This window comes from Ignavibacteriales bacterium, from assembly GCA_015709675.1.
In the GTDB taxonomy this organism is placed as follows: domain Bacteria; phylum Bacteroidota; class Ignavibacteria; order Ignavibacteriales; family Ignavibacteriaceae; genus H2-BAC3.
Map to the genome: position 1 here is coordinate 1,941,579 of CP054182.1, position 17,816 is coordinate 1,959,394.

At 45.3% G+C, this 17,816-nt stretch carries 16 protein-coding genes; 12 read left to right on the forward strand and 4 right to left on the reverse strand.

Annotation, left to right across the window (positions count from 1 at the left end; all coding sequences use genetic code 11):
- Positions 1 to 17 precede the first annotated feature (17 nt).
- The 4 genes from HRU80_07210 to ppk1 all read right to left on the reverse strand — a co-directional run bounded on the left by HRU80_07210 (position 18) and on the right by ppk1 (position 5,037).
- The gene (locus HRU80_07210; GenBank protein ID QOJ28677.1) at positions 18 to 1,070 is read right to left on the reverse strand and encodes an AI-2E family transporter; all 1,053 of its coding nucleotides are present in this window, start codon (positions 1,068 to 1,070) and stop codon (positions 18 to 20) included.
- A 26-nt stretch (positions 1,071 to 1,096) separates the two neighbouring features.
- On the reverse strand, positions 1,097 to 1,324 hold the full coding sequence (locus tag HRU80_07215) for a NifU family protein (protein QOJ28678.1): 228 nt from the start codon (positions 1,322 to 1,324) through the stop codon (positions 1,097 to 1,099).
- The gene (apbC, locus tag HRU80_07220; GenBank protein QOJ28679.1) at positions 1,321 to 2,415 is read right to left on the reverse strand and encodes an iron-sulfur cluster carrier protein ApbC; all 1,095 of its coding nucleotides are present in this window, start codon (positions 2,413 to 2,415) and stop codon (positions 1,321 to 1,323) included. The genes HRU80_07215 and apbC overlap by 4 nt, the downstream gene beginning before the upstream one ends.
- A gap of 468 nt (positions 2,416 to 2,883) precedes the next feature.
- The gene (gene ppk1 / locus HRU80_07225) at positions 2,884 to 5,037 is read right to left on the reverse strand and encodes a polyphosphate kinase 1 (protein QOJ28680.1); all 2,154 of its coding nucleotides are present in this window, start codon (positions 5,035 to 5,037) and stop codon (positions 2,884 to 2,886) included.
- 378 nt (positions 5,038 to 5,415) lie between these two features.
- Here ppk1 and HRU80_07230 point away from each other — a divergent pair, with 378 nt between their 5' ends.
- The 12 genes from HRU80_07230 (at position 5,416) to HRU80_07285 (ending at position 17,811) form a co-directional block, all read left to right on the forward strand.
- On the forward strand, positions 5,416 to 6,639 hold the full coding sequence (locus HRU80_07230; protein ID QOJ28681.1) for a Re/Si-specific NAD(P)(+) transhydrogenase subunit alpha: 1,224 nt from the start codon (positions 5,416 to 5,418) through the stop codon (positions 6,637 to 6,639).
- 3 nt (positions 6,640 to 6,642) lie between these two features.
- Entirely contained in the window at positions 6,643 to 6,936 is a 294-nt protein-coding gene (locus tag HRU80_07235) for an NAD(P) transhydrogenase subunit alpha (protein QOJ28682.1), read from the forward strand.
- Positions 6,933 to 8,324 (forward strand): NAD(P)(+) transhydrogenase (Re/Si-specific) subunit beta, encoded by a 1,392-nt coding sequence (locus HRU80_07240; protein QOJ28683.1) that lies wholly within the window; start codon positions 6,933 to 6,935, stop codon positions 8,322 to 8,324. The genes HRU80_07235 and HRU80_07240 overlap by 4 nt, the downstream gene beginning before the upstream one ends.
- Entirely contained in the window at positions 8,325 to 9,050 is a 726-nt protein-coding gene (locus HRU80_07245; GenBank protein ID QOJ28684.1) for a hypothetical protein, read from the forward strand. It abuts the gene before it with no gap.
- Positions 9,051 to 9,062: 12 nt separating this feature from the next.
- The gene (locus HRU80_07250; GenBank protein QOJ28685.1) at positions 9,063 to 9,302 is read left to right on the forward strand and encodes a hypothetical protein; all 240 of its coding nucleotides are present in this window, start codon (positions 9,063 to 9,065) and stop codon (positions 9,300 to 9,302) included.
- A 4-nt stretch (positions 9,303 to 9,306) separates the two neighbouring features.
- Entirely contained in the window at positions 9,307 to 10,314 is a 1,008-nt protein-coding gene (locus HRU80_07255; protein ID QOJ28686.1) for a Gfo/Idh/MocA family oxidoreductase, read from the forward strand.
- A complete protein-coding gene (locus HRU80_07260) occupies positions 10,311 to 10,940 on the forward strand; it encodes a hypothetical protein (protein QOJ28687.1) in 630 nt (209 codons plus the stop codon). The genes HRU80_07255 and HRU80_07260 overlap by 4 nt, the downstream gene beginning before the upstream one ends.
- A gap of 96 nt (positions 10,941 to 11,036) precedes the next feature.
- Entirely contained in the window at positions 11,037 to 12,002 is a 966-nt protein-coding gene (locus HRU80_07265; protein QOJ28688.1) for an ROK family protein, read from the forward strand.
- A 663-nt stretch (positions 12,003 to 12,665) separates the two neighbouring features.
- A complete protein-coding gene (locus HRU80_07270) occupies positions 12,666 to 15,191 on the forward strand; it encodes an LPS-assembly protein LptD (GenBank protein ID QOJ30485.1) in 2,526 nt (841 codons plus the stop codon).
- Between the two features lie 34 nt (positions 15,192 to 15,225).
- A complete protein-coding gene (locus HRU80_07275; GenBank protein ID QOJ28689.1) occupies positions 15,226 to 15,663 on the forward strand; it encodes an NYN domain-containing protein in 438 nt (145 codons plus the stop codon).
- 16 nt (positions 15,664 to 15,679) lie between these two features.
- Positions 15,680 to 17,392, forward strand: coding sequence for a T9SS type A sorting domain-containing protein (locus tag HRU80_07280; GenBank protein QOJ28690.1), 1,713 nt, complete (start codon positions 15,680 to 15,682; stop codon positions 17,390 to 17,392).
- The gene (locus tag HRU80_07285) at positions 17,389 to 17,811 is read left to right on the forward strand and encodes an acyl-CoA thioesterase (GenBank protein ID QOJ28691.1); all 423 of its coding nucleotides are present in this window, start codon (positions 17,389 to 17,391) and stop codon (positions 17,809 to 17,811) included. Before HRU80_07280 ends, HRU80_07285 begins: the two co-directional genes overlap by 4 nt.
- Positions 17,812 to 17,816: the final 5 nt, after the last annotated feature.

Sequence of the window (17,816 nt, forward strand, 5' to 3'; positions counted from 1 at the left end):
AATTTTAAATTCACACTTCATACTTCATAGTTCACCCTTGTTATCCTGTAATTCTTAAACCCGTTATATATTTCTACCATAAATGTTCTGATAACAGTAGCTGCGGGTACGGCAAGCAGCATGCCAAATATGCCGCCGCTCAGTCCCCCTGCAACAATCAGCGTTATAATGGCGACCGGATGCATGTTTACACTCTTTGAAAACACATATGGCTGCACAAAACCGTTGTCAACAACATAAATAATCGCAAGGACCAGCAGAATCTGCGGTGCATGTGACAGATCACCGAACTGTAATAGTGAAATAATCAATGCCGGAACGCCGCCGATAATCGGCCCGAAATATGGAACCAAATGCCCCAGTCCGGCTATAATGCCTAACGTTACATAATTGTTAATGCCAAGGAGGTAAAATCCCAGTCCGCAGGCAAACCCAACAAAAAGTGCATCAAGGAGCCAGCCGCGAACGTACCGGCTGAGCTGATATGATACTTTACGGCTTATATAAAAGGACATCTCGAAATATTTATTCGGCAGAATATCCAGAATATTTTTTATGATCTGATCTTTATCTTTAAGGAAGAAGAAGGTGGTGAAAGGAAGTATAACAAGAACTGCCAGGACTGAGAATACATTGGTGACAATACCCGCGAACTGATTAAAAATATTCTCAATAGTGTCACTGATGATAGTCTGCAGCCGGTTGGCGATAAAATCGCGCTCAAGAAAAGGGAATAGCTGATGAATGGTGTTTTCCAGACGGGAGAGTTCTGTCTCCACTGAAATTCCCTTGAGTGTGGTCATGAGCGCGCCTGATTGCTGCACCAGTGCCGGCACAAGCAGAGTGAGACCCGTATAAATCAGCAATGAAAGCCCGGTCAGGACGATAAATACTGATGTGGTGCGGGTCATTCGCTGCTTTTCGAAGATATTCACTATGGGATCCAGCACCAGTGCAATCAGCAGCGAAATGGCAAGAATCAGGAAGAGTTCAGAGAATATATAAACAAGCCCCGCGGCAAGTATACCCGCTGCTGAAAGTATAATCGTTTTACGGTACTGAGCCAGCATGGGTATCGGAATGTCCTTTGCTCTAATTACACTGCCTCAACGCGGCGGATGCCGGGTACTTCGCGTATTAATGCACGCTCAACACCGGCGCGCAATGTCATCTGAGACATGGGGCATGAACTGCATGCCCCGGTCAGTTTAACTTTTACGATTCCGTCGGGTGATATTGTTATTAATTCAACATCGCCTCCGTCCGCGTTCAGATAGGGGCGGACGGTTTCAAGGGCTTTTTTTACACGTTCTTCCAGGTTCATTCTTCTATGACGATCTCCATCTTCGGCTTCATGGCAGCGTCAATATTTCTGATGCTTATCTGAGCCGCAAGATTTTGTGCTATTGAAATGATGATTTTTGCATTTTCGGAATCCGGATGCTCAACCACGATCGGCTTGCCGTGATCCCCGCCCATCCTGATGCGCGGATCAATGGGGATTCCTCCCAGAAATGCGGTGCTGCTCTCTTCAGCTAATTTGCTTCCGCCGTCTGAACCGAATATATCATACTTCTTTCCGGTATCAGGGGCTATAAAATAACTCATGTTTTCGACGATTCCCATAATAGGTACATTTACGCGTTCAAACATCTTGAGCGCTTTGCGTGCGTCTGCGAGTGAGACATCCTGCGGTGTGGTTACGATAACCGCACCGGTAAGGGGGATGGTCTGGCAAAGGGTAAGCTGTATATCACCGGTACCGGGAGGCATATCAAAAATCAGATAATCCAGATCGCTCCACTCAACATCTGACATAAACTGTTTGACTGCTCCGCTTGCCATGGGACCGCGCCAGATAACCGGGGCATTATCATCAATCAGAAATCCGATGGACATCAGCTTTACGCCGAAATTTTCTATCGGGATCATCTTCATGGTATCTTTATCCTGATACACACGCGGCTTCTCCTTAATGCCGAGCATCAGGGGGATGCTGGGTCCGTATATATCAGCATCAATCAGCCCTACCGAAGCTCCGAGTTTTGCAAGCGAGGCTGCCAGATTAACAGCAACCGTGCTTTTACCCACACCTCCCTTACCGCTTGCTACGGCAATAGTATTTTTAACACCGGGGATAATAGAGGCACCAGAGGCCGGGGCTTTCCCGACAACCCGTGCGCCCATTTTTACATCAATTCCGTCTGCACCCGGGTGGTCTTTTTTAATTTCATTGATGCAGTCCTGCTGGATTTTATCCTTTAATGGACAAGCCGGGGTTGTTAATTCAATCTCAACATGGATGACATTGCGGACAATTTTGATATCTTTCACCATATTAAGGGTCACAAGGTCTTTTCTCAGATCCGGATCATCAACTCTTCTTAGTGAATTTCTTACGCTTTCAATAGTCATGGTTCTTAGTAATTATTTAGAAATAAACTCCAAAAATAAGCATTCTTGAATTATGAAGTATGAACTATGAAGTATGAATCAGGCAAAAATACAGACTGTAATGAGCAGCCCCAAAAGCTAAGTTCTTATTTTATAATGACTTAGCAAAAATCGTGTCAGGACAAACAGGTCATAATTCAGAGACTCACCCTTTTTCTTGTTTTCGTAATCTGGACTTCATCGTTTTTATTAAACTTCGAATTCAACAAAAAAACAATCATTCAGATGAAAATTTGAGATACTCACGAAAACTGATAATACCCGTATTTGAAAAAAATAAGATTTTGAGAATTTTTGGTGAAAACCGCCCATAACAAGAGCAGCTGAAGGCAGATTGTAGTACGAATCACTGGAAGCTAAGTCCTTATTTTATAATGACTTAGCGAAAAATCCTGTCAAATCTTATACTTCATACTTCATAATTCTGAATTACTTTTTTTTCTTCCTTTTTGCGCTTTTTCTCATGCTTTCGTTCATGAGCCATTCCTGGGAGTCCAGCGGCTTTTCATCCCCCTTGGGCAGCAAGCGGGTGTAGGTCATATTGCTGTCCAGAACCCGTGCTTTCATGTTATCATTGAGCATTACGAAAAGCACCTTGCTCTTAATGTATTTCTTGATTGAGGGGTCTTCAATTGGGAAAGCCAGTTCCACTCTGCCATCCAGATTTCTCTGCATCAGATCTGCGCTGCTCAGGTAAATCATCTCGTCACCATTATTGTGGATATAGTATATCCGGTGATGCTCAAGGAATCTGCCTACCACACTGATAACACGGATATTTTCTGACAAGCCGGGTACTCCCGGAACAAGACAGCAGATACCGCGGATAATCAGGTCTATTTTTACGCCTGCGCCGGATGCTTCATACAGAGCGCAGATAATAGCCGGGTCAACAAGCGCATTTGCTTTAAAGATAATGCGTGCTTCCCTTCCCTTTGAGGCATGGTCAATTTCAGTATAGATAAGGTCAAGAAGTTTATCCCGCAGACTGAAGGGGGCAACAAAAAGTTTTCTGAACTGGGTCTGCTTGGAATATCCCGTCAGGAAATTGAAGACCTCAGTTACATCCGAGCAGATATCCTTATCTGTTGTAAAATAACCCATATCCGTGTACATGCGCGAAGTGGTCGCGTTATAGTTTCCGGTTGCAAGATGAACATACCTTTTGATTCCTGACTGCTCACGTCTTACAACCAGGGTCATTTTTGCGTGCGTTTTAAGGCCGAGCAATCCGTAGACCACATGCGCGCCAACCTGCTCAAGTTCACGCGCCCACTTGATATTGTTTTCCTCATCAAACCGCGCCTTCAGTTCAACAAGAACCGCTACCTGTTTGCCTGCTTCGGCTGCTTCAATCAGCGCTCGTACCACGGGAGAGTTTGAGCCGACACGATAGAGCGTCTGCTTTATGGCGAGCACATCAGGATCTGCCGCGGCCTGTTTAATGAAATCAACCACAGGGGAAAATGAGTGATACGGATGATGAAGCAATACTTCATTTTTCTTAATCACCGCGAATATATCCGTCTCATCCTCAAAGTGCTTATGCTTCTGGCTGAAGAATGGCTTATTCTTAAGGTGAGGAAAGGGGAGATCATAGAGACTCATGATATCGCTCAGCGCCATAGCACCTGGCAGCAGATGAACACTTTCTCTGCCAATCTCCAGATTTTCAATCAGAAGATCAAGTATATCTTCGGGAATCTTGGACTCAACTTCAAGCCGCACAACCTGACCAAATTTCCGTTGTTTGATATTTTTTTCTACAAGGTTCAGCAGATCATCCGCTTCATCTTCAAGAATTTCTATATCAGTGTCACGTGTAACTCTGAAACGGTAAGCCCCTTCAATGGTCATGCCGGGGAAAAGTTTGTGCAGATTGCACTTAATCAGATCACCAAGCCAGACGAATCTGACCGGTCCTGAACGGGCAGCTGAGGATTCAAGTTTTTTATGAAGGATTTCATCCACCCGGTAAAGCCGGTTCATCCCTTTGCCGGCAGGAACTTTCACCCTTGCGAAATGCTCCTCCCCCTTGGGAGATTTGATTTTGATGGCGAAACTCAGACTCAGATTGGAGATATGCGGAAAAGGCCTTCCGGGATCGGTTGCAAGGGGTGTGAGAATTGGATAAATATATTTATCGAAGTGGTCATTCATTATTTCCACTTCTTCCTGAGTGAAGCCGTCATGCTGCCTGAGTTCATGGTTAAAGGCATGAATAACGATTCCTTCCTCAGCGAGGCGGTGGCGCAGTTCATTATTCCAGAGATCATTGGCCTGCATCAGCATTGGCTCAAGATTCCGCTCTATTGCTTCAATCTGCTGCATGGTATCCATACCGTCAATGGTCTCTTTCTGGCGCTTTTCCAGAATCTGTTCCTTAAGTCCGGAAACGCGGATCATGTAAAACTCATCCAGATTACTGAAAAAAATGGAAAGGAATTTCACCTTTTCCAGCAGCGGTGCATCCGGATTCAGGGCTTCTTCAAGCACCCGCCGGTTGAATTCCAGCCAGCTTAATTCACGGTTAAAGAAATTTGCCGGGGAGTTGTATTTCGCGATAAGTTCCTGAGTTTTCACGGTATTTGTTAATTTTTTAATCAGGTAAAATACAACAAAAGGGGATTATGAATTGTGCATTTCGCAGTATTGATGGGTCAAGGTAAGGTCGGAAAATTCGGGTAGACTTGGCTGTGTGCATACCATGCTCAACGGTCGCTAAGTTCGCAAAGAAAATTTTTGATTTCTTATCAGTACTGCCCTGACATCTGGAGGCGTTCCTAATGGCCTGATTTTCCCAGGCACCAGCCATTTTTCAGCGTCAAGGCTTCGGAATAAATTGCAAAATCCTGCGCAGTCCGGAGGATTTAAATTATTACTTGCAGAACTTTCCTCCTTTATTGAGAAATCGTTCAACTTTCATGAATAATTCCTCATTTATGGCGCAATTCATACTTCATGATTCATAATTCATTTTTGATTCTGTATTTTAATAGGTTATTTTATCATTATTTATGGAAGAAAACCGTGAAAATAGGTGTTCCGGTTGAACAATTTACGGGGGAAAACAGGGTGGCACTGGTCCCTGACGTTGTTAAAAAACTGGTGAAGGATGGTTTTTCCGTCCTTATCGAAAAAGGCGCCGGGGATCGTGCCTTCTACTCAGATTCAGACTATGTCGCAGCAGGAGCAAAGATTGCTCCCACTGCTGAAGAATTATACAGTTCATCAAATATTATCTTCAAAGTCCGTCAGCCTCTGACCCAGGCAGAAGGAAAAGATGAGGTATCTCTCCTGAAAAAGGATACGCTCCTTGTTAGTTTCCTTCAGCCGATGCAGAATACTGCCCTCATGCAGGAATTGGCCGCACGCGGGATAAACGCTATCTCTATGGATTTTATTCCACGTACCACCAAGGCTCAGCGGATGGATGCACTCAGTTCGCAGAATAACCTCGCCGGCTATAAAGCCGCTCTGACTGCTGCCAATCATTACGGAAGAATTTTTCCGATGCTTATGACCGCGGCTGCGACCATTACCGCGGCAAAGGTTCTGGTAATCGGAGCAGGCGTGGCAGGGCTGCAGGCACTCGGAACCGCACGCCGGCTTGGCGCTGTGGTTGAAGTGACAGACGTCCGTACTGCAGTGAAGGAGGAGGTACATTCTCTGGGAGGTAAGTTTATTGATATCCTCCCGGGCGCGAATTTACAGGATGAGCGCGGTTATGCACGGGAAGCCACACCGGAAGAACTGCAGATGCAGAAGGAAGCTCTTTTGCGGCATGTAAAAGGGAACGATATTATCATTTCAACCGCTGTGGTTCCAGGAAGAAAAGCGCCTGAGATCATTACGGAGGAGATGGTGAAAGAGATGAAAAACGGCTCCGTGATTGTTGATCTTGCTGCTGATTTCGGCGGAAACTGCACGCTCACAAAACCATCACAGACGATCACCGCACATGGGGTAACCATTATCGGGGAATCGAACTTCCCCTCGCAAATGGCACCTCAGGCAAGTGATCTCTACGCAAAGAATATATACGCACTCATTGAGTATATGAAAGGCAAACAGGAAACACTCACTGTTAACACGGAAGATGAAATCGTAAAAGAGTCCCTCATCACCTGGCAGGGCAGTGTATTCAACAGCCGTGTACTCAGTCTTATTTCAAAGAATGGTTAAGATATGGATTCATTTACCTTTTTAATGTTTATTTATGTGTTTGTGCTGGCGATCTTTACCGGTTTCGAACTCATCACTAAAGTACCGCCAAACCTTCACACACCGCTGATGTCCGGCTCCAATGCTATCTCAGGCATCACCATTGTTGGAGCGCTTATTGCTTCAGGGCTGGAGGATAATCAGGCAGCGCAGATTCTTGGTATGGTTGCTCTCATCTTCGCCACGACAAACGTGGTGGGAGGGTATCTGGTTACAGACAGAATGCTGAAGATGTTTAAGAAGAAGGAGAAGAAATGAATACTCCTCTCTTAATAAATATTGTCTACCTTATATCATCTGTGCTGTTTATATACGGCATCAAGAAACTCGGTTCACCCAAAACAGCACGGCAGGGCAACTTTCTTTCCGCGCTCGGAATGCTGCTTGCGGTTGCTTTTACTCTGCTTGATAAGCATATTTTCTCGTTTGAATATATCCTTGCAGGTCTTCTGATCGGTTCGGCAATAGGTGTTATTTTTGCCACAAAAGTGGAAATGACCGCTATGCCGCAGATGGTAGGTCTGCTGAACGGCTTTGGCGGCGCTGCTTCAGCGCTGGTTGGTCTTGCTGAGTATCTTAAGTTTGATGCCATCCCCGGTGATATATCAGCAAAAATCGCCATTACAATCGGCCTCTCAATCTTTATCGGTGCTGTTACCTTTACCGGTTCTCTTGTTGCTTACGGTAAACTGCAGGGCATTGTATCAGGTAACTCTGTGCAGTATCCCATGCAGCATCCCATTAACGGGCTGCTGATTGTGGGTGTGCTGGTAAGTATGATTTTTATGGTGCTTTATCCTCATGATAACACCTATGTCTGGCTGATACTTAATATATCTTTGATACTTGGAATTCTGCTGGTTATCCCGATAGGAGGCGCTGATATGCCTGTGGCTATATCACTGCTGAACTCCTATTCCGGACTGGCAGGCGCTGCTACAGGTTTTGTACTTGATAACAATATGCTAATCATTGCCGGTGCGCTGGTAGGGGCATCCGGTATCATCCTCACCAATATCATGTGCAAAGCGATGAACCGCTCGCTCATGAGCGTGGTGCTGGGCGGATTTGGCGCAACTTCATCAGGCCCCTCAAATGTTGCGAAAAAAGACGTGACGGTTAAATCGGTTGATTCCGAAGAAGCAGCTATGATCTTTGATTCAGCTTCATCGGTCATTATCGTTCCGGGATACGGAATGGCCGTTGCACAGGCACAGCATGCGGTAAAAGATCTGATGGATATACTCACGAAAAAAGGAATCACCGTCCGCTTCGCCATTCACCCGGTTGCAGGAAGAATGCCGGGACACATGAATATCCTTCTTGCGGAGTCTAATATTCCGTATGAGTATATGCTCGCGCTTGAAGATATAAACGAAGATTTCAGAAATACCGATGTCTCTCTGGTTATCGGGGCTAATGATGTGGTGAACCCGGCCGCCAGGCATGATACTTCTTCGCCGGTGTACGGTATGCCTATTCTGAATGTGGATTACGGCAAAACCACCATCATTATTAAGCGGTCTATGGCAGCAGGTTATGCCGGTATTGATAATGAGCTCTTTTATCTGCCGAATTCACTCATGTATTTCGGAGATGCCAAGGAAGCAGTTACAAAGCTTAATAACGCGCTTAAAGCATTATAATTGATTATCATGCTGCCGGATTTCCGTTATATATTCTTCTGCATGATCTTCTTTTTAGGGGAGATTACTGCCCAGGAAGAACCTAAGGATAAACCCTTCTGGGTTCTTGAAAACGGCATTATTCTCTTTTTTGACGTTAACGGATACGAAACTGATTCCTATACCTGCGGCGAGGCGTCCGTTTCAGAACTGGATCTGAATTCTGACGGATATGAGGAACTGATCGTAACACAGAAACGGAGAATGGGCGGTAATCTTTTTTATTCGCTTGTCCTTTTTGACGGCAGCCGGGTATTCAGTTTTGTGGATTCCATCTACTCCGGGCTTGTTGAACCGGAAGTTGATTATCATTCAGAACTGAACTCTTTTGTAATCATCAGCGGCAACCCGGCTATGGACAGCATTTTTCTTTCTAAAGGCGGGCGGGGGAGTTATAACCCTGTCCGCTATTTTGTCTACGACGGAGAGGGCATTCCTGATGTCAGTACAGATCTCTATGAGGATTACTCCCGCACTAATGAGATGCTGATAGAGATGCTCTCAGGGCAATATGGCGATGATTCGTATATTTGTGAGGCATCGGAAAAAGTCTTCGGGACGGTGCTGACCATTGTCCTGAATTTCCTTGCCTCTGAAGAGAAGGCCCTTGCACTGAAATATTTTGAAAAGTTTTACAACTGTCCCGACAAACAAATTATGATAACCAAATTACAAGAATTGAACTGAGGAGCTGTATTTATGCAAATGGACTGGACCAGTTATATCGGAAAAGTACTCAACATTACCATGCACGAAAATTACGGCATAGTGATGGAGCCGAAATCCAATACTCCCATTTATGAAATCGTTTTTAAAAGCGGTCAGCTGGTAGGTGCTTTTTCTGAAGGCCTGCTGCTTGAGACCACACGGGAAAATGAAACCGTAAGAATTTTCATTCCACACAACGCCATTAAGTGCGTGGAAATTTTCGGTCTATAACCATATGGCTGAAAAACTGAAAGTCGGTGTTATGGGAACCGGACACCTCGGCTCCCTTCATGCAAAAATGTTTGCATCAATGGAAATTGCCACTCTCGCGGGTATATATGACGCAAATGCTGACCGCGCTTCGCAGATTGCAGCGGAATACGGCTGCAGGGCCTGCTCCACTCCGGATGAGCTTTTTACCCTCTGCGATGCAATCTCGATAGCCACTCCGACCACAACTCATTTTGAAACAGCCTCTCTCTGCCTGAAAGCCGGTAAGGATATTTTTATCGAAAAACCGATAACTTCAGAGATTGCTGAAGCCGAAGAACTGGTCGCTCTTGCGGCAAAACTGAATAAAATTCTTCAGGTTGGTCATATTGAACGTTTTAACCCGGCGCTTTTGTCGCTGGAAAAGTATCTGCTCAATCCTCTGTTCATCCAGACTGACCGACTCGCTCAGTTTAATCCGCGCGGTACTGATGTGAATGTGGTGCTCGATCTGATGATTCATGATATTGATATCATCCTCAGTCTTGTTAAAAGCCCGGTGGCCAGGGTTGAAGCAAGCGGAGTGGGTGTGGTCTCCGACCTGATTGATATCGCGAACGCCCGCATTGAGTTTGAAAACGGCGCTGTGGCTAATGTAACTGCAAGCCGTATTTCACAAAAGAAGATGCGGAAGATGCGCATCTTTCAGAAGGATAACTATATATCACTGGATTTCACCACAGGAAACTCGGAAGTTTTCCGCATTACTGATGCTGAGGAAAAGATCGCAACAGGATATATCAGCTTTGGAGAAATAGGCGCGGGTGAAAAGAAAAAGAAAGTGATATACGAACAGCCGGAAGCCCGTGAAGTAAATGCTTTGAAATATGAACTTGAGCTGTTTGTCCGCTCGGTACAAACCCGGACCCGCCCGGTGGTCTCCGGCGAGGACGGACTCCGTGCTCTGCAGGTTGCCGCACTTATTAATGAAAAAATTACCGAGTCACTTAATAAAATCAGGATGTCGCAATGACAAGAAATCAGGTGGTGTATTCGTTTATTCTGCTTTTTATATCAGTCTCGGCGCTTCTGCTCCAATCCTGCTCGGTATATAAAACCCTTGCCAATATAGGACGTCTGCAGTATAAACTGAACGGTGCAGGGAACATTACTGTGGCAGGAATATCACTTTCAGGAAAGAACAGTGTATCAGATTTTAACGCCCGTGATATCCTCAGTTTCACCTCAGCGGTGGCGAAGGGAAATCTTCCCATCTCTTTCATCCTGAATGTTGATGCAAAAAACCCGAATACCGGAAGCGGCGGTTTCCCGCGTACTAATGCTTCGATTGAGGAGTTTCCTTTCCGGCTCGTGATTAATGGAACTGAAGTTTTACAGGGTGATATTGCAAGCTCGTTTACCGTTCCTGGTACCGGCGAAACCTCAGTTATTCCGCTGAGTATTTCATTTGATCTGGTTCAGACGTTCAAGAGCAAGAGTTATGAGTCACTTCTGAATATAGCGCTTTCACTCGCGGGAATCGGCTCAGGCAACTCTTCGGTTGAACTTTTTGCACAGCCCACTATCAGAACAGAATTCGGATCAATGACTGCACCTAACGAAATCCGCATCATTGACACACAGTTCTCAGACAGATAATTTTCAGTGTACAATGTTTAATGATCAATGTACAATTAGTAATTTACACTCTCAAGTAATTCATAACTCATACTTCATAATTCATAATTGTTTGATATGGCGACGAAAGAAACAGCAGCAGTAGGCGTAGATTTAGGCGGTACATCAGTTAAAGTTGGACTGGTTGACAGTAAAGGAAAGATTGTCAGAAAAGCGGTCCTTGATACCTTTGCGGAGGAGGGTCCTGACAGAGTTGTTAAACAGATTAAGAAATGTATATATGAGGTTCTGAAGCCGGGGGGATATAAGATTAAAGGCATAGGCATCGGAGCCCCCGGTGTGGTACAGCTGAAAGACGGTACCGTTGAGAATCCGCCGAACTTTCCCGGATGGACAAAGGTGAAACTCGGAAAAAAAATAACCGAGGAATTCAAGCATGCTGCTTTTGTGGATAATGATGCAAACGCTGCCGCAATCGGTGAACTTATCTTTGGTGCCGGTAAAAAATTTGATTCATTTATTATGATCACTCTCGGCACCGGAGTCGGCGGCGGTATTGTGCTTGATAAAAAGCTATTCCGCGGAAGCCATGGCTTTGCCGGAGAGATAGGCCATGGTTCCATTGATTATGCCGGACCACAATGCAAGTGCGGCTCTTACGGATGTATTGAAACCTATGCTGGAAATAATTACCTTACTGCAAGAGTTAAAGATGCTCTGTTGCAGCGTGAGGATAGTCTTATCACCCGCATCATGCGTGAAGAACAGATTCCCCTGACTCCCAAACTTATTTCCCGCGCAATGGAAGCCGGTGATGAGTTCGCGATTAGTGTTGTGGATGATCTTGGCAGAAAACTCGGCTATGCTTTTGCCAATGTTGCCAATATCCTTGATGTCTCCAATTTCGTGGTGGGCGGCGGGGTGGCCGGATTCGGAAAACGGCTCTTCACTGCAATGGAAGACGGAATGAAAGACCGGGTGGGTAAATCACTTAAGCCGCTGTGCAAAATAGTTCCTGCTAAATTAAAAAACGAGGCGGGAATCCTTGGCGCATCTGCGTTAGTCTATTACAAGTACAACTGATATATATTCTTAATCTGTCAGCAGCTTAGGCAAAAGTCTCTCGCGCATAGACTCAAAGAGCTTTATTCGTACAGACAGATGACAATCTTTCTTTAGCTAAGCAACATATTCTTCGCACATTGCACGCGGATTCTAAGAATGCTTCGCAGCACGGATTTTCGCTGATCGATACTATTGCAAACTGCAGTAAAAAATATTCATCCTTCATTATGGTTTGTGCAATGGTTTGCAGTCAGCCGCATTTATAACTCTCCCATGAGTGATATAATCTTTTTTGTTTTTATTATTCAGATTACCTGAATATGTATCAGGCAATTCGTGAACTCAGATTCGCGAACCTGAATTTATCAGTGTGGAAAGTCTGGCTGCGATTGGAGGGTAAACACCGGGCGGAAAGCTTTGGTTTTTTCAGACACACGATTGCTGTGATTTTTTTCTTACCGGCTGCCTCATGGTGTATCCGTCTGGTGACAGAGAGCATACGCATAATCTCATCCCTGCCAGTCTCACGGCAGATATGCAAATTCACACTTCCTCCCTCGTGATTCCTTTCGTAAATTGCACGTACAAATGAAGAAAATCTCAGAAAAAAGCACGAAATCCTCATTTTTTACCGGAAAGTGGCCGGTAATGAGTATCATTTTTGCCTGCGGAAAAAACTCTATGATTGTTTTCCCGGCTCTTTTGCTTTTTCTTTCACTTTCACTTCAGGCGCAGGATACCCCGCCGGTTCCCAAGGATGCCCCGGTTGTTACAGATACAGCCATTACCGGCCCTGCCCGGAGCGGGGTGGACTCAGTTATTTACACTTCCGCAAAGGATTCCCTCATCTTCTCTGTCTCGAAAAAAAATATGGATCTTTACGGCTCAGGTAATGTCCGCTATAAAGATACAGAACTGAGCGCGGGAAAGGTATTTATTGATTTTAACAAGAATGAAATTGAGGCGACCGGTGTAAAAACTGATACATCAGATGAGCTTTCTGAAAGTCCCGTTCTGAGTGACAAGGGGGAGGAATACCGCGGCTCACGTATGCGTTATAATTACAAAACCACAAAGGGCTTTATTACGTATGCAAAGACAAAAGAAGCTGAAACTTCTTACTCCGGTGCGCGAATAAAAAAGGTGACCAAGGATACCTACTTTGTTGAGAATGGTGTATACAGCACCTGTGATGCCGATGAGCCTCACTATTACTTCTTCGGCAGTGAAATGAAAGTAATCCAGAAAGAGCAGCTTGTGGGTAAATGGATTTGGCTGGCATTTAACAATGTGCCCTTTCCTATTCCGCTTCCGTTCGCTGTGGTTCCGCTTGAGTCGGGCAGGCGTTCAGGATTTCTGGCTCCGGCTTACGGAGAGCGCCAGGGTTTTGGTAAATATTTCTCCCGCTTCGGCTACTTCTGGGCGCTGAGTGACTACTCTGATGTTAATCTGACCGCTGATTATTATCTGAAAGGGGGATATACATTTAACAGCCGGTTCAGATATGCGGAGCGATACAGTTTTACAGGACAACTTGAGGCCAGTTATTCAAATCTCTTTTCAGGAGAGGAGACAGATCCTGATTTCACCCGTACAACCGAATATAAGGTAAGCTGGAATCATAACCAGACTATTGACCCGACCAGCCGTTTTGACGCCAATATGCAGTTTATGTCAGGAAGCTTCTACCGGCAGACAAGCGCTGACTATAACCAGCTTCTGACCAATGATATATACTCCAACGCATCCTATTCCAAGAGCTGGGAGGAGTGGGGAAGCAGTATGTCTGTCAACTATTCACGCCGCCAGAATCTTGAGTCGGGGGATATAAACGAAGTGCTTCCGTCTCTTTATTTCACCAAGTCACAGTTCTATCCGTTCCGCACCAGCAAACTGCAGTCAAACCAGAGCTGGTACGAAATGGTTGGCGTCAGCTACAGCGGTCAGTTTCAGAATAAGAGAGATAAAACAGACGGTGACCTGAGAATCCGCGGCGGTGTGCAGCACACCGCATCCATCGGCGCCTCGCCAAAGCTGGGATATATAAGCATCTCCCCCTCATTTAACTACCGGGAAGCTTGGTATAACAAGCAGATCGTGAAGACTGCTAAAGTCTCTGCTTTTTCCGGCAACGACACCGTGGTTACGGATGATGTAAATAAAATATCTATGGTACGGCTTTTCAGTCTTTCCGCGAACGCGACCACTAAACTTTACGGAGTATTTAACGCTAATCAGCTTGGTATAGCAGCGGTTCGCCACATTCTTCAGCCCTCAATCGGGGTGAGCTTTCAGCCAGATTTTTCCACTGACGGCTGGGGCTATTATGATCATTACACCCTGAGTGACGGAAGCCGGGTAAAGTATAATAAATATGAGCGTGAAATCTTTGGCGGAGCTTCTCAGGGGGAAAGCCGTCTTCTTACCATGCGTCTGGATAATCTCTTTGAAATGAAAACCATGGTTGATCCGACTGATACCACATCCAAAGAGAAAAAAATTCAGCTCCTTAACTTTGGTGCTGATCTTAATTATGATATGGCTGCGGACAGTCTCCGCTTTTCCGATTTGCGGCTGAGTTACCGCACGCAGGTTGGAGATATACTGAATATCAGCGGATTTTCCAGCTACACCTTTTACGACTTTGACCAGAACAAGGGAACAATAAACCGTTTTCTCGCTTCTGAGGGGCGCGGACTGATGCGGCTGAAATCTCTGAGTTTTTCCATCTCTACAACACTTTCAGGTGACCGGCTGAAACCGGAAACTCCCGCAGGGCAGCAAAATCAGGATGAGATTCCGGTTGAAGACCCGCTTTTCAGAGATAACAACGCGAACTACCGCGGTATATATGATGTGCCGGAAGCTGATTTCACCATACCGTGGAGTCTTTCTCTTAATTATAACTACAGTCTTTCAAAGCCGAGTCCTTCACTCAGCACCTCTTATTCAAACGTCAGCACAAATTTAAATTTTAATCTGACCAAGAACTGGAAGTTTATTCTGGTCGGCAGTTATGATTTTGACAAGAAACAGTTTGCCGCACCTCAGGTTACCGTAAGCCGTGATCTTCACTGCTGGATTATGAACTTCACCTGGAATCCGATTGGCAGCTACACCGGTTACCGCTTTGAAATTAAAGTGAAAGCATCACAGCTTCAGGATCTTAAAATTACCAAGACAGACCGCTTCTTCGGAGGAAGATAAACTGAAAACCTATCTGATAGACGGCAATAATCTGATGCTGAAAATAAAACGTACTGCATCACTCTGGAAGAACTCAAAGCAGGGAAGCCGGGAACTTCTGGTCGCGCTGCTTCTTGAGTCTCCGCAGCTCCGTAAGGCAAAAGTGAAAATCTTTTTTGACGGCATAGAAAACGGCCGTATATCCTCAGGCAGCATGTCTCTTCATTACTCAGGGGGTAAGCCCGCAGACTACTATATACGGAAGGAGATTGAGCAGATAAAGAATCCGAAGCTCGCATCTGTTATCTCTTCCGATCATGAAATTATTAACCTGGCTAAGGCATGTCTTTGCACCGTCATTACCAGCGAAGAGTTCAGCCGTTCACTTGAAAAAGAATCAGAAGACAGCGGTGAGGAGGCTAAAATAAACGCCCTCTCCCGCGAGAATGATGAGATATATCAGCTTCTTTCCCGAAAGAAAAAAACCGAATAACAACCGGAGTCCCAAAATGAATAAAATATTACTCATCACCCTCTTTGTTGCTGCAATAAGTTTTGCGCAGGAATACTCTGTCCATAAAGAACATTATCAGCAGTATGGCAGTCCCCATAAACTTCCGTCTGAGTTTGATTCACGCGGTAATGATATTATTCCTCTCCAGTTTGATAAAAGCCGGCAGACAAATACCGTAATCTTCGGTTATCTGCCTGACTGGGAATACGGCCCAAGCCGCCAGTATCTGCGCTATGACATATTAACCCATATCGGTGCATTTGATTTCACGGTGACGGCGACCGGTTCGATGGGAAATCCTTCAGGCTGGCCCTGGACCGATGTTATTAATACCGCTCATCAGAATGGCGTGAAGGTTATCCTTACCGCAGTAAACTTCGACGCGGATGATATACGTACCATTATGACCAACCCTACCGTTAAACAGACTTTCTTTAACAATGTAAAGACCAGAATTCAGCAGTATCAGCTTGATGGTGTAAATATAGATTTTGAAGGACTCTATTCAGCCGACCGGGGAACCGTGCTGAACACGTTCATGGCAGATCTGTCAGCTTTTCTTAAGTCCTCGATGCCAAACTGTGAAGTATCTTTTGCCGGACCGGCACTCACTTCAGGGTATAATTTGTCTGGTCTTGCTGCTTCATGCGATTATGTGTTTATCATGGGCTACGCATTCTGGGGAAGCTGGAGTACAACCTCAGGTGCATGTTCACCTTTGACCGGCGGATCAATTAATATTACAAATACCGTTACCACACAATATGGCTGGATGACAAATAATACTCCGCAGAAACTGATTCTGGGGATTCCCTATTACGGACTGAAATGGAAGACACAGACCGACCAGCCACATTCAGCAGTAGTGGATTATATATCTACAACCCGTTTTAAAACTGATGTGACCCTGGCGCAGACTTATGGCCGTTTGTGGGCATCAGACCAGCAGGTGCCCTGGTACCGATATCAGCAAAACAATGAATGGTATCAGGTGTGGTATGATGACGATTCAAGTCTCGGGCTGAAATATGCGCTCGCGCAGTCAAAAAATTATCTCGGTGTGGGAATGTGGGCGCTCGGTTATGACGGCGACAGACAGGAACTCTGGAATGAGCTTTACAATCGCTTTTACGCTACCGTGCCGGTTGAGCTTATTTCATTCACCCTGCAGCAGTTTGGTTCTTCGGTACTGCTGAACTGGAAAACCGCTACTGAAACCAATAACCGCTTATTTACCATTGAGCGCTCAGCGGTGAATCAGGATGCCGGTTATACGGTCATAGGAACCGTTGACGGTGCGGGTACAACCGTTTCTTCAAGGCATTATACCGTTACCGATAATCCCGGTACTTTCGGTAATTATATATACCGCATAACCCAGCATGATTTTGACGGCACATCGAGGGTAATCGGCACTGAAATGATCCGTCTTGTACCGGATAATCTGGAATATACTCTGAATGATGCCTATCCGAATCCATTTAATCCTTCGGTAAAAATTACCTACTCATTGCCGGAGAATGTCCGCGTACGGCTTTCGGTATATAATCAGCTTGGTGAAGAGGTATCGCGCCTCCGTGATGAGCAGATGGAAGCCGGGGAGTATGAAGAGTATTTCACTCCAACCGGACTTCCCGCCGGTGTTTATATTCTTACTATGCAGAGTCCGCTTGGTGCAGTTTCCAAAAAACTGGTTTACCTGAAATGACCAACGCTGCATCCTCAGTACAGTACTTTCATGAAAGCCGGCAGCTGGTCAGGTTTGAGGACTGTGACCCTGCAGGCATAATCTTTTTTGCCAATTATTTCCGCTATGCGCAGGGGGCAATAGCGGAGTATTTTAATGAGACAGGGGAGTTTACTCAGTTTTATGACGGTGCTGAGCTGGTTTATCCGGTAATTTCCACCGGAGCTGATTTTAAGAAAATGCTACGGCTGGGTGATATGCTGCAGATTTTTATCTCGGTATCACAAATGAAAGAGTCATCGTTTGAATTCCTGTTTGAGTTTTTTCATGAGGGGAATAAAACCGCGGAATTGAAAATCGCCCATGTTTGTATATCGAAGAAAACCGGGGCAAAGCAGAAGCTGCCTGAGTTTTTGAAAAAACTGGGTTCCGGAATTTAAAAGCA